The 23,510-nt window shown below is 63.4% G+C and carries 16 protein-coding genes; 8 read left to right on the plus strand and 8 right to left on the minus strand.

The genetic code is table 11. The features are described 5' to 3' along the window. Nucleotides 1-2 precede the first annotated feature (2 nt). The 8 genes from cfaB to hflK (BM110_RS23155) all read right to left on the minus strand — a co-directional run bounded on the left by cfaB (nucleotide 3) and on the right by hflK (BM110_RS23155) (nucleotide 9,152). Entirely contained in the window at nucleotides 3-1,187 is a 1,185-nt protein-coding gene (gene cfaB / locus BM110_RS23120; protein ID WP_092241541.1) for a C17 cyclopropane fatty acid synthase CfaB, read from the minus strand. Between the two features lie 87 nt (nucleotides 1,188-1,274). Beyond that, nucleotides 1,275-2,063, minus strand: coding sequence for an HvfC/BufC N-terminal domain-containing protein (locus tag BM110_RS23125; protein WP_092241539.1), 789 nt, complete (start codon nucleotides 2,061-2,063; stop codon nucleotides 1,275-1,277). Continuing rightward, the gene (locus BM110_RS23130; RefSeq protein WP_092241537.1) at nucleotides 2,054-2,899 is read right to left on the minus strand and encodes an MNIO family bufferin maturase; all 846 of its coding nucleotides are present in this window, start codon (nucleotides 2,897-2,899) and stop codon (nucleotides 2,054-2,056) included. The genes BM110_RS23125 and BM110_RS23130 overlap by 10 nt, the downstream gene beginning before the upstream one ends. A gap of 65 nt (nucleotides 2,900-2,964) precedes the next feature. Continuing rightward, complete coding sequence (locus BM110_RS23135) at nucleotides 2,965-3,216, minus strand: BufA2 family periplasmic bufferin-type metallophore (RefSeq protein WP_071490868.1); 252 nt, start codon at nucleotides 3,214-3,216, stop codon at nucleotides 2,965-2,967. A gap of 118 nt (nucleotides 3,217-3,334) precedes the next feature. Then, entirely contained in the window at nucleotides 3,335-5,221 is a 1,887-nt protein-coding gene (locus BM110_RS23140) for a cation-translocating P-type ATPase (RefSeq protein ID WP_092241535.1), read from the minus strand. Continuing rightward, entirely contained in the window at nucleotides 5,218-6,252 is a 1,035-nt protein-coding gene (gene hflK, locus BM110_RS23145) for a protease modulator HflK (RefSeq protein ID WP_092241533.1), read from the minus strand. Before hflK (BM110_RS23145) ends, BM110_RS23140 begins: the two co-directional genes overlap by 4 nt. Continuing rightward, nucleotides 6,249-7,235 carry a protease modulator HflC gene (hflC, locus tag BM110_RS23150; protein WP_092241531.1) on the minus strand — a complete coding sequence of 329 codons (987 nt, stop codon included), beginning with the start codon at nucleotides 7,233-7,235 and terminating at the stop codon, nucleotides 6,249-6,251. Before hflC ends, hflK (BM110_RS23145) begins: the two co-directional genes overlap by 4 nt. A 12-nt stretch (nucleotides 7,236-7,247) precedes the next feature. After that, nucleotides 7,248-9,152, minus strand: a complete 1,905-nt coding sequence (gene hflK, locus BM110_RS23155) for a protease modulator HflK (protein ID WP_093514235.1) — start codon at nucleotides 9,150-9,152, stop codon at nucleotides 7,248-7,250. A 320-nt stretch (nucleotides 9,153-9,472) separates the two neighbouring features. Here hflK (BM110_RS23155) and BM110_RS23160 point away from each other — a divergent pair, with 320 nt between their 5' ends. From BM110_RS23160 to pbpC, 8 genes are all read left to right on the plus strand, one after another. Further along, nucleotides 9,473-10,096, plus strand: a complete 624-nt coding sequence (locus tag BM110_RS23160) for a CDP-alcohol phosphatidyltransferase family protein (RefSeq protein ID WP_071490873.1) — start codon at nucleotides 9,473-9,475, stop codon at nucleotides 10,094-10,096. An 11-nt stretch (nucleotides 10,097-10,107) separates the two neighbouring features. After that, nucleotides 10,108-11,856 carry a bifunctional alpha/beta hydrolase/class I SAM-dependent methyltransferase gene (locus BM110_RS23165; RefSeq protein WP_093514236.1) on the plus strand — a complete coding sequence of 583 codons (1,749 nt, stop codon included), beginning with the start codon at nucleotides 10,108-10,110 and terminating at the stop codon, nucleotides 11,854-11,856. Between the two features lie 2 nt (nucleotides 11,857-11,858). Further along, nucleotides 11,859-13,157 (plus strand): phosphatase PAP2/dual specificity phosphatase family protein, encoded by a 1,299-nt coding sequence (locus BM110_RS23170; protein WP_093514237.1) that lies wholly within the window; start codon nucleotides 11,859-11,861, stop codon nucleotides 13,155-13,157. Then, nucleotides 13,147-13,590 (plus strand): hypothetical protein, encoded by a 444-nt coding sequence (locus tag BM110_RS23175; RefSeq protein ID WP_071490876.1) that lies wholly within the window; start codon nucleotides 13,147-13,149, stop codon nucleotides 13,588-13,590. The genes BM110_RS23170 and BM110_RS23175 overlap by 11 nt, the downstream gene beginning before the upstream one ends. A gap of 9 nt (nucleotides 13,591-13,599) precedes the next feature. Beyond that, nucleotides 13,600-14,220 carry a lysophospholipid acyltransferase family protein gene (locus tag BM110_RS23180; RefSeq protein ID WP_071490877.1) on the plus strand — a complete coding sequence of 207 codons (621 nt, stop codon included), beginning with the start codon at nucleotides 13,600-13,602 and terminating at the stop codon, nucleotides 14,218-14,220. Nucleotide 14,221: 1 nt separating this feature from the next. Next, entirely contained in the window at nucleotides 14,222-15,154 is a 933-nt protein-coding gene (locus BM110_RS23185) for a phosphatidate cytidylyltransferase (protein WP_017528659.1), read from the plus strand. A 210-nt stretch (nucleotides 15,155-15,364) separates the two neighbouring features. Then, on the plus strand, nucleotides 15,365-21,169 hold the full coding sequence (locus tag BM110_RS23190; RefSeq protein WP_093514286.1) for an alpha-2-macroglobulin family protein: 5,805 nt from the start codon (nucleotides 15,365-15,367) through the stop codon (nucleotides 21,167-21,169). Beyond that, nucleotides 21,150-23,450 (plus strand): penicillin-binding protein 1C, encoded by a 2,301-nt coding sequence (gene pbpC / locus BM110_RS23195; RefSeq protein ID WP_093514238.1) that lies wholly within the window; start codon nucleotides 21,150-21,152, stop codon nucleotides 23,448-23,450. Before BM110_RS23190 ends, pbpC begins: the two co-directional genes overlap by 20 nt. Nucleotides 23,451-23,510 lie beyond the last annotated feature (60 nt).

The raw sequence follows: 23,510 nt of genomic DNA on the forward strand, positions 1-23,510 counted from the left end.
GGTTAGCGGTAGATATCTTCCCGCGTCCACGGCAGGTCATGGCTGCCATCGGCATGGGGTTTCACCGCCAGGATCTGGTGCAGGTTGATCCAGCCCCGGGCAAACGCATAGGCGCAACCGGCCAGGTACAGGCGCCAGATGCGTAGCGCCTGCTCCGGCACCATCTTCGCCGCCGCCTCCAGGTTGTCTTCCAGGCGCTCGCTCCAATGGTCCAGGGTACGCGCGTAGTGCAGGCGCAGGCTCTCGACGTCGACCACTTCCAGCCCGACTTCACTGATCTCGGCGGTCATCATCGCCAGGTGCGGCAGCTCACCGTTGGGGAACACATAACGCTCGATGAACTCCCCGGCGCCACGACCGACCGGGCGGCCATCGGTGTGCTTGGCGGTAATGCCGTGGTTCATCACCAGGCCGCCTTCGCGCACGGCGCCGAACAGGGTCTGGCAGTACTGCGCCAGGTTGGCGTGGCCGACGTGTTCGAACATGCCCACGCTCACCACTTTGTCGAAACGGCCGTCTTGCGGCAGGTCGCGGTAGTCGAGCAATTGCAGGTCCACCTGGTCTTCCAGGCCCTCGGCCTTCACCCGTTCCCGGGCCAGGGCCAACTGCTCCTTGCTCAGGGTGATACCAAACACCTTGACCCCGAACTCCCGCGCAGCAAACCGCGCCAACCCACCCCAACCACAACCTACGTCGAGCAAATACTCGCCCGGCTGCAGCCGCAGCTTGCGGCACAGATGGCGGAATTTGTCTTGTTGCGCCTGGTCGATGGATTCGCTGCCGGTTTCGAAATAACCGCAGGAGTACGCCATGTCCTGGTCCAGCCACAGCTGGTAGAACTCGTTGGACAGGTCGTAATGGTAGGAAATAGCCGCTGCGTCAGTGGCCTTGTCGTGGATCGAGCGCACCGGACGACTCCCCTCGTCGTCTTCGATCAGGGCGTGACTCAATTCGTCACACACCCGGATGACCTCGGAGATGGAGCCTTCCAGCTCCAATTTACCCTCGACGAAGGCTTCGCCCAATGAATCGAGCGTGGGATGGGTCAGTTTGTTAACAACCGTGGGGTCCTTCACCACGATGGTCACACTGGGCTCGGGGCCCAAGTTGAATTCATGGCCATCCCAGAGTCGAAGACGCAGCGGTAGCTGAAGATTCTGTAAGGCCGGTGGAAGTTGCGCGAGCATGAGTAGTCCCCCCTTGTTTCAGACGTCTGCTGTGAGGGTAGACCATCCGAAGACAAAGTAGGAGGCTATCGATTTGATAGCGGTCCTCTATGGGGCTCGGCGCTCGAGCAAACCATCCTGGACCCACTGTTTCAGCCACGTCACGGCTTGCAGTGGAGCACCCTCTGCATAAGTGACTGCCAGTTCCGCGCACAGTTCTGAAAAACTCCAGCCGGTGGTCACCATGCCTGCCAGGGCGCAGACTTCAGCAGGTTCCAGGCTGCGGTAATGGCACACATTCTGGTGCCGCCATACCAGGCAGATCTGCACCGGGTCCAGGGCCTGGCTATGGGGGAAGTCTGACTCATCCTTGCTGGCTCGCCAGATCGCCACGGTATTGAAGCGGCAGAAGACTTGTTGCACGGAGGGCGCCAGCGTCACCTGCAGGCCCGGCCAGTCTTCAGGGGCCAGGCTTGCCATGTCGTGAAGGGTCAGCGGTTCGCCCTGCGGCGCGTCGAATGCCAGGGTAAACGCCCACTCCAACCGCGCCAGCTCCGCCAGCGGCACACCTTGCTCCGCCACCAGATGCTCAAGGATAAACGTCGGGAAACGCTCGCCCAGCCAGCGCAGGCTGTAATGGGCCGAGGGGTAGCGCCGCACATAGGCTTCGGTCAGCGCGGCAAACTCGTCATCCCCCAGCCAATAGAGAATGGCGCTGAAGTCATGCCGCAAGACGTCCTGCAACCGCGAGATATAGGCGTTGTGATAAATCGCCAGGCCCGTGTCCACATCCAGCGTCGGCCCGCCCAGCAGGGTCGCGGCGAAGCCACTGTTGGCGACAGGTGTTTCGGATAAAAGGTGCTGTTCGAAGGCCAGCTGCCAATCGGTCAGGCGCATAACGATCTCCTGGCCAACGCCATGGCGCCCAGTTCACGGGCTTTGCTGAGCTCGGTAAGCAACTCTTCGAAGGGTGGGAAATGGTCGTCCCGCTCCAGTAGCGTCGACACCGGCCCCAGGTGCTCCAGCGTCTGTTGATAGAGGTCCCACACCGGGTCACACACCGGATGGTCATGGGTATCGACCACGTAGTCGCCGTAGTCCATGTGCCCGGCCAGGTGCAGCTGGCGGATGCTCTGCGGCGGCAGGTTGCGGATAAACGTCCAGGCATCGAAGCCATGATTGCGCGAGCTGACGTACACATTGTTGACGTCCAGCAACAACTGGCACCCCGACAGGTGGGCCAGGGCGTTGAGGAATTCCCACTCGGTGAACTCATCGGCCTTGGAACGCACGTAACTGGAGACGTTTTCCAGCACCAGCGGGCGTTCCAATGTGTCCTGCACTTGGCGCACGCGGGCGGCTACGTGATAGAGGCTTTCTTCGGTGTAAGGCAACGGCAGCAGGTCGTGCAACTGGTGGGCGCTGCCGCGGCTCCAGCACAGATGATCGGACACCCACGCCGGCTGGATACGCTCGGCGAGCTGTCTGATCTGCTTAAGATAGTCGGTGTCGAGGGCATGGGGCCCGCCGATGGACAGGGACACCCCATGCATCACCAGCGGATAACGCTCGGCTATCGCGTCCAGGTAGTACAAGGCTTTACCGCCCTGGACCAGGTAATTCTCGGAGATCACTTCGAACCAATCCACAGCCGGCGATTGTTCAAGGATCTGTTCGTAGTATTCGTTGCGTAAACCCAGGCCGTAACCCAGGAAGGGAAGAGACATGGCCATTGCGGACTCCTGGAAAAGTGTCCGCAGCGGCTTGAAGGCTCGCTGCGGTTGCACTCGGCTTGCGATTACTCGCCGACCTTGCCGCCGGCAGCGTCGCAGGCGGCCTTGGTCATGGCCTTGAAACCGTGGCCTTTGCAGACAGCCTGGCCTTTACAGGCGTTTTCAGCGGTCTTGCAATCGTTCATGCCTTTGCAGGAGGTGACGCCGTAGCAATGAACAGTAGCGTCGGCGGCCTGTGCCTGGGTAGCGACACCGGCGAACATGGTGGCGGCAGCGATAGCCAGGGCAGCACCGGAAACGGCATTTTTGATGTTCATTTTTTGTATTCCTCAACGATCAGTAGGGGTGTCGGGCTGAACGGATTGTTCAGTCTCGACACACCACTAGAGTGAGGCCCCTCATCCGCGTTACAGGGGTGCGCAAAAATTTCTGAAATTATTCTTCAAGCTTCAAAAGGGGCTCCTGGAAGCGCAGCAAGCGCCCGGCATTACCCAGGACCAGCAAGGTGCTGAGGTTATGCAACACCGCAGCAATCATCGCCCCGGCAGCGCCCAACCAGCCAAACGCGGCGAATATAACGATCGCCAAGGTCCAGCCCAGACCGATGATCACGTTGACCTGCAACGTCTGCCGGCACTGACGACTCAAGCGCACGCACGTCCCCAGGCGCCGCAGGTCGCTGCCGATCAACACCACATCCGCCGATGCCAGGGCGATATCCGCCCCGCCCGCGCCCATGGCCACGCCGACCACACCGGCCTTGAGCGCCAGCGAATCATTGATGCCATCCCCCACGACCATCGGCCGGAAACCGCTGCCGATTTCACCCAGCACGCGGTTGAGCTTGTCTTCCGGCAGGGCCTGGGCTTGGACGTCACTGATGCCCACATCCAGCGCCAGGCTGTCGGCGACGCTCTGGCGGTCGCCGGTGAGCAACAGTTGACGACCGAGGCCAAGGTCGCGCAGCTCTTGCAGGGCCTGGCGGGCCTCCGGCTTGACGCTATCGGCCAGCAACAGCCAGGCCAGAAACTGACCGTCCAACGCCAGCCCGGCGATGGGCCCATCGTGGTTCGGCACCGGCGTGGTCGCGATGCCCAACTGCTCGAACAATTCCGGGCGGCCCAGAGCCGCTTCGCCCTGATCGGTCTGCGCCACCACGCCGAGGCCCTGGCGTTCGCGGATATCCGTCAGCGCCAGCCTGTGTTCCTGCGTCGCCAACCCCGCCAACGCCCGGCTGACCGGGTGGCTGCTGGCCGAACCCAGGCTCGCCGCCAGGTTCAACAACACCTGCCGGTCCGGCGCCGTGGTGTCGATGGCGTGCAGACGCAGAGCGCCATAGGTCAGGGTGCCGGTCTTGTCGACCACCAGGGAGGTCAGGTCCGCCAGTTCTTCGAGGAACGCCGAGCTGCGAATCAGAATCCCATGCCGTGCCGCCACGGCGATCCCGGCAATCGCCGTGGCCGGCGCCGACAGCACCAACGCACACGGACACGCCGCCACCAGCACGGCAAGCATCGCCTGGGCATCATTGGTCACAAACCAGGTCACCGCCGCCAGCAGCAGCACCAGCACCATATAGCTGCCGGCGTACCGCTCCAGCAACCGCGTGATCGGCGGCTTGGAACGCTCAGCGTTCTGCATCAGTGCGATGACTTTGCCCAGGGTGGACTCGTTACCGGTGCGGGTCACTTGCAGGCGCAGCAACCCATCGAGGTTGATCGCCCCACCAAACACCTGCACACCCACGCTGGCTTCCAACGGCACCGACTCACCGGTAATCGGCGCCGTGTCCAGGCTCGCCTGGCCTGACAGCACCACGCCATCCGCCGGCACCCGGTCGCCGGCACGCACCTCGACGATGTCACCGGTATTCAGCGTGCCATTGTCGACTTCCCGGATGCTGCCATCGGCCTGCACCAAACGCGCATGGCTGCGGGTCAGCTTGCCCAGGGCATGGATCGCCTCCTGGGAGCCGATCACGCTGCGCTCTTCCAGCACATGACCAAAAATCATGATGATCGGCAGCAACGCGGCGGTCAGCAGGTCACCCGTGGCCCAGGCGCCGAGCATGGCCAGGGCGATCAGTTGGTCGGTGATGCCATGCAGGCTGGGGAATCGCAGGCTGTACCACGCCGAACGCATCACCGGCACTGCCACCAACAGCGATGCGACACCCAGCAGCAACTGGCTCACACCGCTCTGGTCCGGCGCCAGCCAGCGCCACACCAGGCCCAGCGCCAGCAACCCCAGGGCCAACATAGCCAGGGTCAATTGCCGGGCAGCGCTGCGCTGTTCTGCAGAGGTCAGCATGGGTGCGCTCATTGTTCGGCTCCCTGGATGATCAAGCGAGCGTCGTCTTTCGGATCGACCGTGGTCACGGAACCAGCCTGGCCGAGAATCTTCGGCAGGCGCTCGCGGTACAGGCGCAGCAGCAAGCCCGGGTCTTTCACCTGGGCCAGGCTGGCGACGGTGGCGGTCTGCGCCTGGGCATTGGCCAGGCGTTCACTGGCCTGGGCATGGGCAACTTGCACCAGGCGGTCGGCCTGCTGGGTCGCGGTCTGGGTGAGTTTCTCGGCGTCGGTGCGCGCATTGGCCACCGCCTTGTCGGCCTGCTGGCTGGCGGTGAGTACCGCATTGAAGGCATTCACCGCCGGGCCCGGCAGGCTCGACTGCACGTCGACGCGAGTCACTTCGATGCCCAACCCCAAGCCTGTGGACGCTAGCTCCACGAGGCGCTTGTTGATGCCTTGCACCAGGTCGCCGCGCAGCCGTTCGCGACGTTCGGCAGCGCCGTTGTCGGTGCCGATCAGTTCGGGGCGAGCCACCAGGATCGTGTCCAGGTCACGTGCGGCGGCCAGGGCCACGGCGCTGCGGGTCACCAGTCGATCCAGGGCCGGCAGCACATGCTCACCCTGCAACACAAAGGCGTAAGGCTCGGTGACTTTGTAGAACACCCGCACATCCAGTTGCACCACGCCGGCATCGCCGGTCAGCAGGTACCCGGAGCCGGCCAGTGCATCACTCAGCGGCGTGGCGAAACTGGCTACGCGGTCGGCCTGGGTCGCCGCATCGGAGCGCAACAGGTTCTCCACCCGACGCTCGATCACCCGGTCAGCCGCCGGCAACAGCACCACCTGCTCGAACGGCTGCGGCCACGCCAGCAACAGCCCGGCATTCTGGATGCGGTCGAGGGCGCCGAAGTGCAGCACCACGGCACGGTTCTGCGGGTCGATCTGGCGCACATTGGAAAACGCCCAGGCCAGTGCCGCCAGCACCGTCACTGCGTACAGCGCCAGGAACGTCAGGCGCCCGGCCTGTATCCATGGGCTGTCCGGGCTCTCACGCTCGGTCATGGCTGGATGTCCTTCGGTCCGTCTACCAAGGCACGGAACGGCGCAGCGTCGGTGCGCAGGATGATCTTGGTGCCCGGCGTGACCACGGTGCCCAGGGTATCCAGCGAGCGCAGCAGGTTATACAGCTGTGGATTGCCGGCGTAGGCACGGCCGTAGATCTGCGCGGCTTCGACCCGGGATTGCGCTTCGATATCGGCGGCTTTCACCGTGGCATCGGCCTGCATGATGCGCGCATCACGCTCGGCGGCAGAGCGGATCTGCGCCGCCTCGCGCTTGCCCACGGCGGTGCGTTCGGTGGCGATGGTTTCACGCTCGGCACGCATGCGGTCGACGGTGGCCGTCAGGGTGACCGACGGCAGCGTCAGCCGTTCGATACCGACCTGTACCACACGCACCCCGTAAGTATTGAGCAATTGTTGATCAATCTGCTGGCGCAGTTGTGCTTCGAAATCAGCGATGCGCACCTGGCTGGCGTCGGTGTTGATCAGGCTCGACAGGTCGAAGCTGGCCGCCGTGGTTTCCAGCGCCGAGCCGACGAAGGTGCGGATCTGCCGCGCCGCTTCATCCGGCTGGTTCTGCACCGCACGCATGAAGCGCTGCACATTGTCCGCATCGCCCTGCACCTGCCACGCCACGTAGGCCTGCACGATGATGCGCAGGCCATCGCGGCTGCCCACATCCTGCAGACCGCTGGAGGTGGTGCGCAGGCGCAAATCCACCGGGATCGCCGCTTCGAACGGCGCTGGCCAACGCCAGCCCAGGCCGGGCTCCAATAGCACCCGCGCCGGGTTGCCAAACCGGGTAATCACCGTGGCCTCGCCGGACCGCACCTGCACCAGGCTGGCGGCTGCAACTGCAAACAGCACCAGCAACGCCGCCCAGGCCATGCGCCGCCAGGGGAATGGGCCGGCAGCGTGCTCGTCACCGTGATGATGGTGGTGATGGCCATGATGATGACCGTGATCGTGGGAATGAGCGCTCAACGGACCGACTCCTTATTGAACGGCTTTACGCGGCAGCGAAGGATCGGCCGGCAAGGTAAAAGAACGCAGATCGATCGTCGGCGCGCCATCGGCGCCCAGGCGGTGATCCAGGATAAGCAGCTTGGCGTGGGCCAGGCCCTGGCTGAGTAGACCGAGGTACTGTTCCAGCACGAACGCCTGCCCGGCGGTGGCATAGGCTTTTTGTTCAGCGGCAAAACGCAGGTCGGCCGCCTGGGCGCCAGCGTTCACTTCGCGGGCGCTGGCCGTGGCCTGGTCGCGGGCGGTACTGGCTTGCAACAAGGCCTGGTTGGTTTGCTCGCTGGCCGCGCCGCGCTCGCGGGAGATCAGCGCCTGGGCGCCGATCTGCGCGGCTTGCACGCCGTGGTAGGCGTTGGCGGCACCGGCCGGCGGGTGGATCGCCTCGACCACCGTGGCGAGGATTTCCACGCCACTGTCGAGTTTTTGCAGGTCGGCCTGCACGGCGCGGCCGATTTCGTCGGCCAGGCTGGTGCGTTGTTCGCCGAGCAATTCGTCGAGAGTGCGCGATGCGAAGTCATGTACGAGGATGCGGCTGGCGGTGCTGCGGATCAGGGTCGGCACGTCCGCGCTGTTATAGGTGGCGGCGAGCGCGGCCTGGTCGCTGAGGCCGATGCGGTAGACGAAACGCACGTCCATGTTGACGATCTGGAAGCCCTGCTTGTCGCCGCTGCTGCTGGCGATCACCTGGGACTTGTCGTTCACATGGCTGGCGTCCCACAAGCGGTTGGCGATCAGCGGCGCCGGGCCTTCGGCGGGCGTCAACGCCGGCGCGGCGGCGTCGCTGACACTGGTGGCCAGCTCGTGCACCACGCCGTTTTCGACGCTGATCACGCGGCCCAACGGCCAGGGCAGGCCGGCATGCAAACCGGGGCCGAATACCTGGATGGGTTTACCGAAGCGTTCATAAATCCCACGGCCTTGCAGCGGCACTTCATGCACGCCGGTCAGTGCCCAACCTACTGCCAGCACCACCAGCAGCACCGGCAGGAACGCCCGGCGCATGTAGGTAAACGCCCAGATCTGGCGCAGGTCGATGCCGAAGCGGTTATGCAATTCGTGCTGCAAGGCGAGCAAGGGTTGAGGCGGCCAGCGCAGCAGCCCGGCGATAAAACTGTGCGCCATCAGGCGGGGCTCAAGGCGGGGCTGGCGTGGGCTGAACAGCGACAACACGGCCCTCAGTACAAACTCCAGCGAGACCAGCGCGGGCAGCAGGCCGATCAACACCGCCAGGCGCAATGGCCAGATGGACTCGGCACCAGCGAACAGCAGGCAAATCGCACTGAGCACCAGGCACACAATCGCCACCCGACTCAACTGCGCGAGCTGCCCGGCTTCCGGCCATTGCGCGGCGGTTTCCTGGGCCAGGCGACGTTCAAATACCAGCAAGCCAAACGCCAGGGCCAACGCCAGCGCGGCGCCGATGCTGGCCGACTGGCCGACCGGAGCAGCGGGCAACCCCAGGTTCCAGAACTCGACAATGCTGATCAACGCCAGCAACGCCCAGCCGCCAAGCCACAACACGGGCGTGCCGATCTGCGTGCCAAAACGCTGCATCAGCCGTGCATAGCGGCCGGGATCTTCAAGCGGCACTTCAGCCGCGGGTTGCTCCATCGCCTGGGCGCGCCAGTCCGCCACCCACCACGCCGATTGCAATCCGGCCACCAGCAGCAGCAACGCCGACGCACAGTTGATCAACACAACCGGCCAGATCGACAGCGGCGCAAACAGCGCGACAAACAGCGCCAGCACCCAACCGGCAACGGCCAGCACCGTCAGGCTGATACCAGCCTGGCGCAATCGACGGGCATGAAACGACCCTTGTTGAAAACGCGGAAGGCCTTCCACCGAAGCGCCGTCAGCTTCCAGATCCACTTGCATCCACTCAACGCTCACGTGTACATAATTCGTTACGATATAACACGGAGCGTGAAATTTTTGTTCGAAAAACATTGCTTTAAGCGGTGCGCCGTTCCCGTGTGGGAGGGGGCTTGCCCCCGACAGCGGTGTGTCATCCAACACCGGTTTCAACTGGCCCACCGCCATCGGGGGCAAGCCCCCTCCCACATTTGATCTACCGCACCGTCAAGATCGTGATTAACCCCCCATAAACGCGAGCCATCACTAGTGCCGGCAACGAATTATCGTCACACTCCAGAACAGTTTTTCGCGGGCTCACGGACAAGGAAGCGTCACCCCCCATGATTTCGATCTATCAGCTCAAGCCGCGTTTTCAAAACCTGCTGCGTCCACTGGTGCAGCGCCTCTACGACAACGGCACCACCGCCAATCAGATCACCGTTTTGGCCGGCGTGATTTCGCTGCTGGTCGGCCTGCTGATCGCCAGCTTCGCCACCCACCTGTGGCTGTTCGCGCTGATCCCGCTGTGGATGATCCTGCGCATGGCGCTCAACGCCATCGACGGCATGCTCGCCAGGGAATTCGGCCAGCAATCGCGCCTGGGCGCCTACCTGAATGAGCTGTGCGACGTAATCGCCGACAGCGCGCTGATCCTGCCATTCGCACTGATCCCAGGTGTGAGCCTGGTGCCGGTGCTGCTGGTGGCGCTGCTGGCGGTGTTCAGCGAGTACGCCGGTGTGCTCGGTCCGATGGTCGGTGCTTCGCGCCGCTATGACGGGCCGATGGGCAAGAGTGATCGTGCCTTTGTGCTCGGCGTACTGGCCACCGGCGTGGCGCTGGGCTGGCTGGGCGTCGGCTGGGTCGACGCGGTGATGTGGCTGGTGGCCGCCCTGCTCGCCTACACCCTGGTCAACCGGGTGCGCCAGGGCCTTAAAGAACAACAAGAAACCTCACCGATTGCATAAGGATTTTTGCGATGCGCGAACAGCAAGAGCACACCTTCAGTACCCATGATGGCGTCGAGCTTTTTTATCGCCACTGGCCGGCCACGGAAACCACCGGTCAGCGCCAGGCCATCGTGCTGTTCCATCGCGGCCACGAGCATTCCGGGCGTATCGCCCACCTGGTGGATGAGCTGAACCTGCCGCAATTCGACTTCTTCGCCTGGGACGCCCGCGGCCACGGCCAATCCCCCGGCGAGCGCGGCGACAGCCCCAGCTTCGCCACCAGCGCCCGCGATGTGCAGACCTTCTGCGACCACATCGGCGCCACTTACGCCATCGAGGAAGAAAATTTTGCCGTCGTCGCGCAAAGCGTCGGCGCGGTGATTGCCGCGACCTGGGTGCATGATTACGCACCGAAAATCCGCGCGCTGGTGCTTGCCTCCCCGGCGTTCAAGGTCAAGCTCTACGTACCCTTCGCCCGGCCGGGCCTGGCGTTGATGCGCAAGTTTCGCGGCAACTTTTTCGTCAACAGCTACGTGAAGGCCAGGTTCCTCAGCCATGACCCGGAACGCGTGGCGTCCTACGACAGCGACCCACTGATCACCAAGGCCATTTCGGTCAATGTGCTGCTGGGCCTGTACGAAGCCGCCGACCGGGTCGTAGCCGATGCCCAAGCGATCCAGGTGCCGACCCAGTTGCTGGTCTCCGGCTCCGACTTTGTGGTGCACCGCAAGCCCCAGCAGCAGTTCTTCGACCGCCTGGGCAGCCTGAAAAAAGAGCTGCACATTCTCCCCGGTTTCTTCCACGACACCCTCGGCGAACGTGATCGCGCCACGGCTTTGAGCAGTGCCCGGCGCTTCATCCTGCAGAACTTCGAACACCCGCTGGATCGCGCTTCGCTGCTGGACGCCGACAAACTCGGCGCCACCTGCGCCGAATCCGAAGCCCTGGCCGCACCGCTGCCACGCAACTCCCTGCGCGACCTGTACTGGCGCATGACCCGCGCCAGCATGGGCCTGGGCAAGAACCTGTCGGACGGGGTGAAACTGGGCTTCGATACCGGTTTCGACTCCGGCAGCACCCTGGACTACGTGTACCGCAACACGCCTACCGGCAAAGGCGGGCTGGGGCGGATGATCGACACCAATTACCTCAACTCCATCGGCTGGCGTGGTATTCGCCAGCGCAAGCTGAATGTGGAGGAACTACTGCGCCTGGCCATGGCCAAGTTGCGCGGTGAAGATCGTGAAGTGCGCATCGTGGATATCGCCGCCGGCCACGGTCGCTACATCCTGGAAGCCTTGCAGGGCGTGTCGCCGCTGCCGGAATCGATCCTGCTGCGCGACTACAGCGACATCAACGTGCGCGACGGTGGCGCGTTGATTCGCGAGAAGGGTTTGGGGGATATCGCGCAGTTCGTCAAAGGTGATGCGTTTGATCGCCTGGACCTGGCGGCACTCGACCCCAAGCCGACCCTGGCGGTGGTGTCCGGGCTGTATGAGTTGTTTGCCGATAACGGCATGGTCGGCGGTTCGCTGGCCGGGCTGGCCGAAGCAGTCGAGCCCGGCGGTTACCTGGTCTACACCGGCCAACCCTGGCACCCACAGTTGGAATTGATCGCCCGTGCCCTGACCAGCCACCGCCAGGGCCAGGCCTGGGTGATGCGCCGGCGCAGCCAGGCGGAAATGGATCAACTGGTGGAGGCGGCCGGTTTCCGCAAAATCACCCAGCGTGTGGATGAGTGGGGCATTTTCACCGTGTCCCTGGCACAGAAGATCTGAACATGCGCGAACCCGGTTTATTGAAACCCGCAGTGCTGTGGCTGCTGCTGTTGGCGCCGCTGTTCTTCAGTACCTACGGCTTTGCCACCTGGGTCACCAGCCAGCGCAGCGACGTCGGCACGCTGGTGTTCGGCTGGGAAACCCATATGCCGTTCTGGGCATGGACGATCGTGCCTTACTGGTCCATCGACCTGCTATATGGGTTTTCGTTGTTGTTGCCCAACACCCGGCATGAGCTGAAGCAACATGCGCTGCGCCTGCTGAGTGCCCAGGTGATTGCCGTGAGCTGCTTCCTGCTCTGGCCGTTGCGCTTTACCTTCGAACGGCCGGAACTGGATGGTGTGTTTGGCTGGCTGTTTGCGGTGTTGGCCGGGTTCGACAAACCGTTCAATCAGGCGCCCTCGCTGCACATCGCGCTGCTGGTGATCCTGTGGGTCATGTACCAGCGCCACACCCAAGGCGTATGGCGTTGGCTGGTACATGGCTGGTTCGCGTTGATCGGTATTTCGGTGCTGACCACTTATCAACACCACTTTATCGACTTACCCACAGGCGCCCTCGCCGGGTGGCTTTGTGTGTGGCTGTGGCCGGTGGAACATCCGAGCCCGTTGTTGAGTGCACGGCTGACGCGAGATCCCAAGCGCTGGCGGTTGGGCGTGCGCTATGGGCTTGGCGCGGTACTGTTGGCGATTCCAGCGTTTGTACTGGGCGGTTGGTGGCTGTGGCTACTGTGGCCGGCGGTTTCCCTCGCCTTGATCAAGGCCAATTACTTGGTGCTGGGGGCTTCGGGCTTCCAGAAACGCACTGACGGCCAACAGACGCCCGCCGCACGCTGGCTATATGCACCCTATCTGGCCGCCGCCTGGATCAACTCGCGCCTGTGGACACGCAAGCATCCACAGCCCGACCTGATTGTGGATAACGTCTGGCTCGGGCGTATTCCTGCCACAAGCGAGCAAGTGCCCTTCAAGGCCATCGTCGATCTGTGTGCCGAATTACCGATTAATCCACAGGGGCGGACCTATCAATCCATCCCGGTACTCGACCTGATCGCGCCCACGCCTGCCGAATGCCTGCAAGCCGCCCAAGCCATCGAACGTCTGCGCGCCAGCGGCCCCGTGCTGGTGTGCTGCGCCCTCGGCTACTCGCGCAGCGCTACCGCCGTCGCCGCCTGGTTGCTGCACACCCGGCGCGCCGCGACGGTAGAGCAAGCGCTGTCTATCATTCGTACAGCACGGACCGATGTGGTCCTGCGCCCCGCACACCGAGAAGCGTTGGAGGGATTGCCCCATGCCCGCTGATATGGAACTGCAGGTGGTCGCCAGCCTGCTGCGTCGTGGCCGTTCGCTGGATCAGTTATCCACAGGCCTGACGCTGGCCGGTGTGCTGTTCGGCATGGCGCAGTTGTTGATGGCGAGTATTTCGATCATCTGCCTGCTGCTCAGCCTGTGGATGATTATCCTCGGGCTGCTGCAAAAGTACTGGGCGCTGCGCGTGGCGTTCGACGCCGACCTGTTCGCCCTGCTGGCTCGCGACATCGAGCGCACGCCGGACCTCGACCAGGCCCTGGTGACGCTCGGCCTGCAATCGGCCAAGCGCATTGGCCGGCCCTGGGCTGAACGCCGTCGCGGCGCGCTCAAACTGTTGCGCAAACAAGCCTGGCTGCTCGGCGCGCAAGCGCTGCTGACCCTGGGCGTGATCCTCGCCAGCCCTTGGCTGCCTTTCGCCGGATAAGGAATCCCCATGTTCGAACCCGTGGTCGCCACGCTGATTACCTCCATGGCCCGCACCGTCACCGGCGCCCGCAGCCTGTGGCTTGGGTGCGCGCCGGTGCCGGTGCAACGCATCTACTTCGCCAACCACAGCAGCCACGGCGACTTTGTGTTGCTCTGGGCGTCATTGCCGCAAAACCTGCGTAAATTCACGCGCCCGGTGGCCGGCAGTGATTACTGGAACAAAAGCGCCCTGCGCCGCTACATCATCAACCGGGTGTTCAACGGCGTGTTGATCGACCGCGAACGCAAGGACCCTGTGGATAACCCTCTACAGCCGATGCTCGACGCCCTGGAAGGCGGCGACTCGCTGATCATCTTCCCGGAAGGCACGCGCAACCTCGAAGACGGCCTGCTGCCGTTCAAAAGCGGCCTTTATCACCTGGCGAAAAGTTACCCACAGGCCGAGTTGATCCCCGTGTGGATCGCCAACCTCAACCGCGTCATGCCCAAGGGCCGCGTGCTGCCGCTGCCTTTGTTATGCACCACCAGTTTCGGCGCCCCGCTGCAATTGGAAGACGGCGAAGACAAAGCCGCCTTCCTGGCCCGTACCCGCGATGCTCTGCTCGCCCTTGCTCCGGAGCACGTCTGACATGGATAGCCAAACCCTGATGTTGTTCGGCGGTATCGGCGCGATTCTGGTACTGGCCTCGCTGATCGGCCTGATCCTCAAACTGCGCACCCGTGGCACGCCCAACGCGGTGATCGACAACCTCAACGCCCGCATCAACGCCTGGTGGGTGATGGTGGTGGTCATCGGCATCGCCTTCTGGCTCGGCACCGGCGCGGTGATCTTGCTGTTCTACGCCGTCTCGTTCTACGCCCTGCGCGAATTCCTCACCCTCACCCCCACCCGCCGCAGCGACTATCCCGCGCTGGTCGCCGCGTTCTACCTGGCGCTGCCGCTGCAATACCTGCTGATCTATTCGGACTGGTACGGGCTGTTCTCGATTTTCATCCCGGTGTACGTGTTCCTGCTGCTGCCGATCCTCGCCTCCCTGGGTGGCGACAGCACGCACTTCCTCGAACGTGCCTCGAAAGTGCAATGGGGCCTGATGATCGCAGTGTTCTGCGTATCCTTCGTGCCCGCCCTGCTCACCCTCGACATCCCTGGCTACGAAGGCCGCAACCTGTTGCTGATTGCCTACCTGGTGATCGTGGTGCAACTGTCGGACGTGCTGCAGTACGTGTGTGGGAAGTTGTTCGGGAAGCACAAGATCGCACCCAACCTGTCGCCCTCCAAAACCGTCGAAGGCTTCGTCGGCGGGATTCTCCTGTCATCCCTGATCGGCGCAGCCCTGTGGTGGACCACGCCGTTCAACCCGTGGCAGTCGTTCCTGATTGCGCTGCTGATCAACCTGCTCGGCTTTGCCGGCGGCATCGTGATGTCGGCGATCAAGCGCGACCGGGGCGTGAAGGACTGGGGGCATATGATCGAAGGGCACGGCGGGATGCTGGATCGGTTGGATTCGGTGTGCTTTGCGGCGCCGATCTTCTTTCATCTTGTGCGCTACTGGTGGACCTGAGGTCCGCTCTAAAGCCAGATAACGATCTGGCAGGTGGTGAGTTGGGCTGCGCAGCAGCCCCATGACAAACCGCGCCTCGGCGGCGCGGCGTATCAGTTGTGAGGTGCGCCTCACTTTTGTGCAACACGCCTGGCGGGACGGTGTATCGACGTCATCTTTTGTATCAAAGACGCGTGTAAGATACGCCGCACTTAGCCAGGGATGCTCACCATGTTCGATTCGTTCAAAGCGATCAGCCGCCGTATTCTCGGTGCGTTATTGACTGTGGTGGGGGCCGTCTTTGGCCAGTGGCATCCGCCGGTCTGGCTGCGTGCCGTTGGCCGTGGGCTGGCTAACCTGGGCAGCCAAGCCCGCGCTTATCCACGTCAAACCGGTGCCGGCGTAGTAGGCCTGGCGTTGCTGGCGGCCGCTGGTTTCTATGGCTGGCACTGGTATTCCAACCTGCCGCAACCACATACCGCGAGCTATTCGCTGCACAAACCGAACCTCACCGACTACACCCAGCCCACGCCGGTTGTGGATAACTTGCAGGTGCGCTTCGGCGAATCCGTGGCCCCGCTGGCGGCCATCGGCAAGCCGGTCACTGAGGGTATCACCCTGAAACCTGCGGTCGCAGGCACCTGGCGCTGGGCGGACGACCGCACCCTGTTGTTCGTCCCGGAAAACGACTGGCCCATCGACGCCCATTACACCCTCGACCTGGCGAAGAAAAACCTGCTGGCCGATGGCGTATTGCTGGACCAATACAGCACGCAGTTTTCCACCCAACCGTTCCGCGCCACCCTGGCGCAAAACGAGCTGTATCAGGACCCGTCCAACCCGACGCTGAAACAGCTGGTGGCGACCTTCCATTTTTCCCACCCGGTGGATGAAGACACCCTACGCAAGCGGGTGAGCATGACCCTCGGCAAAGGCCTGGCCTACCGCGACGCCCAGTTGCCCAACCGCCCGGAAATTACCTTCGACGAGAAGAAACTCAACGCCTACGTACGCTCCGCCGCCCTGGCCACGCCACTGGAAAGCACGCCGGTCAGCGCCCGGCTCGACGAAGGCATCAAGGCCCGCGACGGCGGCAACGCCAGCACTGCGCCGCTGGTGGCGGAAGTCACCGTGCCCGGTCGCTATCGCCTGACCTTCACCGGCGCCGAAGTCAGCTTTGTCGACAACCAACGTGGTGAGCCGGAGCCCGTGCTGATGTTCAGCAGTTCCAGCGCCGTGGCCGATGAGACCATCGCTGGCAAAGTACAGGCCTGGCTCCTGCCGGAAAAAGCCCAGGACGACACGCGCCCCTATAGCAGCAACGACATCGATGACGCCCTGCTCGCCCGCAGCACCAAGGTCAACCTGACCCACGTGCCCAGCGTCGAGCCGCTGAACACCCTGCACGCCTTCAAATTCAAGGCTCCGGCCGGTCGCGCCCTGTATGTGCGAGTGCCCGCCAACCTGGAAGCCATCGGCGGCTACCTGGCAAAAAATCCTACGGCGTCGCTGATCAGCATGCCGGCGTATCCGCGTACCTTGCAGTTCCTGTCCGACGGCGCCTTGCTCAGCCTCAACGGCGAAAAACGCCTGGGCTTCATGGCCCGTGGCGTGCCCGGCGCCCATGTGGAAATCGCCCGCCTGCTGCCCAACCAATTGCAACACCTGGTGGACCAGAGCAGCGGCAGCTTTGCCCGGCCGAATTTCGGCAATGAGTATTTCGATCGCATGGTCGAGCGTCAGGCGTTGGATATCCCGCTGTCCTCCAATGACCCGGCGAAAACCGTCTACGACAATGTCGACCTCAGCCACTACCTCACCGCCAACGGCGGTCGGCGCGGCATTTTCGTGCTCAAGCTCAGCCCCCAGGACGACCCGACCACGCGCACATTCGAGTACGAGCGCAGCAGCACCAGCGACCTGCGTTTCATCGTGGTGACAGACCTGGGCATCATCGCCAAGCGTTCCAGTGATGGCAGCCATGACGTGTACGTGCAATCCATCGGCAATGGTTCACCAGTGTCCGACGCGCAAGTCGACATCATCGGGCGTAACGGTTTGCCGGTGAGCAGTGGCCGCACCGACGCCGAAGGCCACGCGCACTTCGCCAAGCTGGATGAACTGCGTCGTGAGAAAACGCCATTGATGTATGTGGTCACGCGCGGCAATGACCAGTCGTTCCTGCCGATCGCCCGCCAGTCCCAGCAGTTGGATTTGTCGCGTTTCGACGTAGGCGGCCTGGAAGAAGACGGTGCGATTGATCGTCTCAGCGCCTACCTGTTTACTGACCGCGGCCTGTACCGGCCCGGTGAAACCGCGCACCTGGGCATGATCGTGCGCAGTGGCAACTGGAAGGGCATGCTGCAAGGCCTGCCGGTGGAGCTGCAAATCACCGACCCGCGTGGGCTGGAGGTGATTCGCCAGCCGTTGAAACTGTCCACCAGCGGCTTTGAAACCTTTGATTTCCCCAGCAGCGAAGTCGCCCCCGCCGGGGAGTACACCGCGACCTTGCAGTTGATCGGCCAGAAGCAGACGCGCACCGACCTGGGCAGCGTGAACTTCAAGGTCCGCGACTTCGAGCCGGACCGCATGAAAGTCAGCCTGAGCCTGCATGACACGCCGGTGCAGGGCTGGATTGCACCGGACCAAGTGGTGGCCAAGGTCACCGCCATGCACCTGTTCGGCGCTCCGGCTGCGGGCCGTCGTGTCACCGCGAAGATGTCCCTGAGCCCGACGCTCGCGGCGTTTGATCGCTACCCGGACTACCGTTTCCGCCTTAACGATTCCCTGGAAGACGCCACGACCGAAGATCTGGCCGAAACCACCGTCGACGACAACGGCCAGGCCGTGATCGACCTCAACCTGCAACGCTTTGCCAACAGCACCTATCGCTTGCAGGTGATGACCCAAGTGTTCGAGGCCGAAGGCGGTCGCAACGTGGCGGCGCAAAGTGCCTTGCTGGTGTCGTCCGCGCCCTACCTGGTGGGTGTGAAAAGTCAGGATTCGCTGTCTTACGTCGCCAAGGATGCACCGCGCCAGGTGCAATGGCTGGCCGTCGCGCCGGACCTGACACCACTGGCGGTGGACGGCCTGACCAGCGAAGTGGTCGAGCACCGTTACGTGTCGGTGCTGGTGAAACAGTCCAACGGTACCTACAAGTACGAATCGCGCATCAAGAACATCAGCCAGCCCGCGTCACCGTTGGTGATGACGAAAGACGGCGCCAGGCAGACGCTTAACACGTCGGCACCGGGCGATTTCACCCTGCAGTTGAAGGACGCCAACGGCAACCTGCTCAACCAGATCGACTACAGCGTGGCCGGGCGTGGCAACACCTCGCGCTCGCTGGAACGCAATGCCGAGCTGCAACTGCGCCTGGATAAACGCAGCTATGCCACCGGTGATGAAATCGCCATCAGCATCCGTGCCCCGTACACCGGCGCCGGCTTGATCACTATCGAACGGGACAAGGTCTACACCCAGCAGTGGTTCAAGGCCGACAGCACCAACAGCGTGCAACATATCCGTGTTCCCGCAGGGCTTGAGGGCAATGCCTACGTGAACGTGCAGTTTGTGCGCGACATGGGCTCGGCCGAGGTGTACATGAGCCCGCTGTCCTACGGCGTGGTGCCGTTCAGCATCAACCTGGATGCGCGGCGCATGGCCTTGAAGGTGGAGGGTCCGGCGAAGATCGAGCCGGGGCAGACGCTGGATATCAAGGTCAACGCTGATCGCCCGGGCCGCGCCGTGGTATACGCCGTCGATGAAGGCATCCTGCAAGTAGCGCGCTATCAGACACCGGATCCGCTGGGCTTCTTCTTCCAGAAGCGTGCGCTGGAAGTCGGCACCAGCCAGATCCTTGACCTGATCCTGCCGGAATTCAGCCGCCTGCTCAGTGGCGCGGCGCCCGGTGGCGATACGGAAGGTGCGCTGGCCAATCACCTCAACCCGTTCAAGCGTAAACACCAGCCGCCGGTGGCCTGGTGGTCCGGGCTGGTGGACTTGCCGGCCGGCGAAACCGTGCTGCATTACCAGGTGCCGGACAGCTTCAACGGCAAGCTGCACCTGTTTGCGGTGGCCGTGGACAGCGACAGCGTGGGTGTAAGCGAAGCCAGCACCGACGTACGCGGGCCGATCGTGATCACACCGAACGTGCCGGCCTTTGTGGCGCCGGGGGATGTGTTCAACGTCAGCGCCGGGGTGTTCAGCAACCTCGACGCAGCGGCGAACGTGAAGTTTGAAGTGCAAACCAGCGACGGTCTGGTGGTGCAAGGCGATAAGGGCAGCACACTGTCCCTGCAACCGCGCAAGGAAGGCACGGCCGAGTTCAAGATCAAGGTCGGCGACACCCTTGGCTCGGCGGATTTGCGCTTTGTCGCGGTGTTGCCGGATGGCAAGCGCATCCAGGTCGCCGAAACCACCTCGATCCGCCCGCTGAGCGAACATCGCGTCGCCCTGAGCCTGGGCCGCTTCGACAGCGCCAGCAAAGAGCTGAAACCGACCCGCGAACTGTTCAGCCAATTGCGCGATGTGCAACTGGGCGTGGCCGCCTCGCCGCTGGTATGGGCCAACGGCCTCAAGCATTACCTGGACGACTACGGCTACGCCTGCACCGAGCAACTGGTGTCCAAGGCCATGCCGGCATTGATCTGGGGCGGCAACGCCCCGGAAGCCGAGCAAGCGTTCGGCAGTGCAGTACGCATGCTGCGCCAGCGTCAGAATCAGGCCGGTGGCTTTGGCTTGTGGGCGGCCAACCCGGATGTGGCGCCCTACGCCAGCCTCTACGCCACCGACTTTCTGATCGAAGCCAAGGAGCGCGGGCTGCCAGTGCCGGAAGACCTGCTGGTGCGCTCGAATGCGTACCTGACAGATCTGGCCAATGGTCCCAGCGAAGGCCTGTCGGAATTGCGCAACCGCGCCTACGCCAGTTACCTGCTGAGCCGTCAGGGGATTCTGGTGAGTGGTGCACTGAGCGATATCCGCGAGCGCTACGAAAGCTACTTCAAAGACACCTGGCAGAACGACCTGGGCGCCGCTTACCTGGCAGCCAGCTACAAGCTGCTCAAGCAGGATCGCCAGGCCGATACCCTGTTCCGCAAGGTGCCATGGCGCGCCCTTGTGGATAAGTGGGACAGCGACGGCCTGTATTACGACCCGCTGGTGCACGACGCCGAACACCTGCATCTATTGGCACGACACTTCCCGGAGCTGATGGACGATGTGCCTACAGCGCTGTTGGATAAACTCGGCAAACGTCTCAACGAACAGCGCTATAACTCGCTGTCGGCGGCCCTGTTGCTGCGTGCCCTGGACAACTACGGCCAGCGTGCGCAAAGCGACATGACCCTCAAGGCCACCGCCTGGCTGGGTGACAAGCAACAGCAATTGCTGGAGATGGCCGGCCAGCCGCCGCGCGCCGCCGTGCCGGGCAACACGCAAAAGCTGGTGATGGAAAAATCCGACGGCCCGACCGCGTTCTACATGCTCAGCGAAGCCGGTTTCGACAAGGGCGCCAAGCTCAAGCCGATCAACAATGGCCTGGACATCATCCACGAATACCTCGACCTCAAGGGCGAGCCCGTGAGCAAGGTTGCGGTGGGTGATGAGTTCCTGGTGCGCCTGCGCCTGCGCGCTACCGACCGCGATCAGGTACAGCAAGTGGCCGTGGTCGACCTGCTGCCGGGTGGCGTCGAGCCTGTGTATAACTTGCCGCCGGAGCCGGAAGCCGCCAGCACGGAGGAAAACGAGGGCGAAGAGTCCGAGTACGTGGAAGCAGACAGCCAGGAAGAGCAGAGCTGGCAAGCCCCCATCGGCGAAACCGAGCTGAGCAACTGGCAGCCGGACTACGTGGATGTGCGTGATGATCGCGTGGTGTTGTACGGTACCGCGCTGCGTGATGTCGGCACGTTCGTCTACCGTGTACGCGCCACCAACGCCGGCACCTTCAACACGCCACCGGCCTACGCCGAAGGCATGTACGAGACCACCCTGCAAGGGCGCGGCAAAGTAGGCCAGCTTGAAATTACCAAGCCTTAAGCGCCTGGCGCCGCCGCTGCTCGTAGCGGCGGCGGTGCTGGTGGGCCTGCGGCTCTGGCCCCATGCCCCGCTGGCACAGGCTGTCAGCTCATCGCGGGTAGTGTTGGCCGACGATGGTTCACTGCTGCGCATGACGCTGGCGGATGACGGTCAATACCGCCTGTGGCTACCGCTGGAGCGGATCTCTCCTTCGCTGGTCCAAGCCTTGCTGCTCAAGGAAGACCGCAATTTCTACTGGCATCCGGGGATCAATCCCCCGGCGTTGCTGCGGGCGGCCATGGCCACCTACAGCGGTGGCCAGCGCCAGGGCGGCTCGACCTTGAGCATGCAACTGGCCCGGCGCCTGTGGGACCTGAACACCCGCCAGGTGCCGGGCAAGTTGCAGCAGATGGCGCTGGCGCTGTGGCTGGAGGCACGCTACAGCAAGCACGATATCCTTGAGGCCTACCTGAACCTGGCGCCCATGGGCGGCAATATCGAAGGGGCTGAAGCCGCAAGCCGTATCTACTTTGGCAAGTCGGCGACGCAGCTGTCGCTGTCCGAAGCGCTGGCGCTGGCGGTGATTCCGCAACAGCCGGGGCGGCGGGCGCGCTTCGGGCCCTCACTGCAAGATGCGCGACTGCGCTTGATGGCGGACTGGCGCCAGACTTATCCACAGGACCCGCGCAACGACAGCCTGCTCGATTTGCCTTTGGAAGCGCGCAACCGCCAGCAGATCCCGTTCCTCGCCCCGCACCTGAGTGAACAGCTACTGGCTTCCCAAGCCGGCAATGAATTGAACAGCACCCTCAACCTGCCGTTGCAGCAATTGCTCGAACGCCTGATCACCGGGTTTATCGCCGAGCGGCGCAGCACAGGGGTGGAAAACGCCACGGCGATCCTGATCGACAGCCGCGACCAGAGCGTCAAGGCACTGGTGGGCTCGGCGGATTACTTATCCACAAACCTGCACGGTCAGGTGAATGGCGTGCTGTCGCGACGCTCGCCGGGGTCGACGCTCAAACCCTTTCTATATGGGCTGGCGCTGGACCAGGGGGTCATCCACCCCATGAGCATCCTTAAAGACTTGCCCAGTAACTTCGGCTACTTCCAACCGGAAAACTTCGACGGCAGTTTTGTCGGCCCGCTGACAGCGCGAGATGCGTTGATCCGCAGTCGCAACATCCCGGCGGTGTGGCTCGCCAGCCAAGTGAAGTCCCCGTCTCTATACGGATTGCTGCAACGCGCCGGCATCAAAGGCCTGCGCGACGAAAGCCACTATGGCCTGGCCCTGGCCCTCGGCGGCGGCGAGATGACCCCGGAAGAACTGGCGCGGCTGTATGTGATGCTGGCCGGTGACGGGCACCTGCGCCCGTTGCGCTATTTGCAGGAACAGCCGCAATCCACCGGCGCGCCGTTGCTCACGCCCCAGGCCGCGTTCATGGTGCGCGACATGCTGCGCCGTAACCCACGCCCGGATGGCCTGCCCAGTCGACATTGGCGCACTGCCTGGAAAACCGGCACGTCCTGGGGCTTTCACGATGCCTGGAGCGCGGGCCTGGTCGGCCCTTACGTGCTGGTGGTGTGGGTGGGTAACTTCGATGGCCGCCCGAACCCGGCGTTTATCGGTGCCAAGACCGCTGCGCCGCTGTTCTTCCGCATCGCCGACGCCCTGCCCCTGGCCTTGCCCAACACCGTCATCAAGCCTGACAAACCGCCCGCCGGGCTGGTGCGCATCGACGTCTGCGCCGCGTCCGGCGAACTGCCCAACCGTTGGTGCCCGCAAACCCGCAAGACCTGGTACATCCCCGGTGTCTCGCCGATTCGCGTGTCGAACCTGCACCGCCCGGTGCTGATCGACACCCGCACCGGCAAGGCCGCCTGCCCGCCGTTCGATCCGCAGTACACCCGCGAAGAAGTCTTCGAATTCTGGCCCAGCGACGTGCAACGCCTGTACCGCGCCGCCGGCCTGCCCCGGCGCACGCCGCCCAGTGTGATGAAAAACTGCCAGCCCAACCGCCTGAGTGACCAGAGTGAAGCGCCGCAGATCCGCTCGCCACTGACCCAGGTGAGCTACCAGTTGCGCTTGTCTCAACCCCAGGAAAGCATCCCGCTGAATGCCAATGCGGCCAGCGATGCGGCGACGCTGTATTGGTTTGCTGATCAAACCTTGATCGGCCAGGGTTCGCCGCAGACCACGCTGAACTGGCGGCCGGGCAAGTCGGGGGAATATCGGGTGCGGGTCAGTGATGATCAGGGGCGCAGTGCGAGCCGGGGGTTGAAGGTGGAGTTTGTACCTTAGGCGGGCTGCCGCACTTAACGTAATTTGAATCCTCACCTCCCCGAGTTGATGCTGGAGACC

Source organism: Pseudomonas sp. NFPP28 (assembly GCF_900115535.1).
GTDB classification, from domain to species: Bacteria; Pseudomonadota; Gammaproteobacteria; order Pseudomonadales; family Pseudomonadaceae; genus Aquipseudomonas; species Aquipseudomonas extremorientalis.

Excerpts from the sequence above, each read along its gene's own strand:
- cfaB (WP_092241541.1), bottom strand. The coding sequence starts at position 1,187 with ATGCTCGCGCAACTTCCACCGGCCTTACAGAATCTTCAGCTACCGCTG.
- BM110_RS23125 (WP_092241539.1), bottom strand. The coding sequence starts at position 2,063 with ATGCGCCTGACCGATTGGCAGCTGGCCTTCGAACAGCACCTTTTATCC.
- BM110_RS23130 (WP_092241537.1), bottom strand. The coding sequence starts at position 2,899 with ATGGCCATGTCTCTTCCCTTCCTGGGTTACGGCCTGGGTTTACGCAAC.
- BM110_RS23135 (WP_071490868.1), bottom strand. The coding sequence starts at position 3,216 with ATGAACATCAAAAATGCCGTTTCCGGTGCTGCCCTGGCTATCGCTGCC.
- BM110_RS23140 (WP_092241535.1), bottom strand. The coding sequence starts at position 5,221 with ATGAGCGCACCCATGCTGACCTCTGCAGAACAGCGCAGCGCTGCCCGG.
- hflK (WP_092241533.1), bottom strand. The coding sequence starts at position 6,252 with ATGACCGAGCGTGAGAGCCCGGACAGCCCATGGATACAGGCCGGGCGC.
- hflK (WP_093514235.1), bottom strand. The coding sequence starts at position 9,152 with ATGCAAGTGGATCTGGAAGCTGACGGCGCTTCGGTGGAAGGCCTTCCG.
- BM110_RS23160 (WP_071490873.1), top strand. The coding sequence starts at position 9,473 with ATGATTTCGATCTATCAGCTCAAGCCGCGTTTTCAAAACCTGCTGCGT.
- BM110_RS23165 (WP_093514236.1), top strand. The coding sequence starts at position 10,108 with ATGCGCGAACAGCAAGAGCACACCTTCAGTACCCATGATGGCGTCGAG.
- BM110_RS23170 (WP_093514237.1), top strand. The coding sequence starts at position 11,859 with ATGCGCGAACCCGGTTTATTGAAACCCGCAGTGCTGTGGCTGCTGCTG.
- BM110_RS23175 (WP_071490876.1), top strand. The coding sequence starts at position 13,147 with ATGCCCGCTGATATGGAACTGCAGGTGGTCGCCAGCCTGCTGCGTCGT.
- BM110_RS23180 (WP_071490877.1), top strand. The coding sequence starts at position 13,600 with ATGTTCGAACCCGTGGTCGCCACGCTGATTACCTCCATGGCCCGCACC.
- BM110_RS23185 (WP_017528659.1), top strand. The coding sequence starts at position 14,222 with ATGGATAGCCAAACCCTGATGTTGTTCGGCGGTATCGGCGCGATTCTG.
- BM110_RS23190 (WP_093514286.1), top strand. The coding sequence starts at position 15,365 with ATGTTCGATTCGTTCAAAGCGATCAGCCGCCGTATTCTCGGTGCGTTA.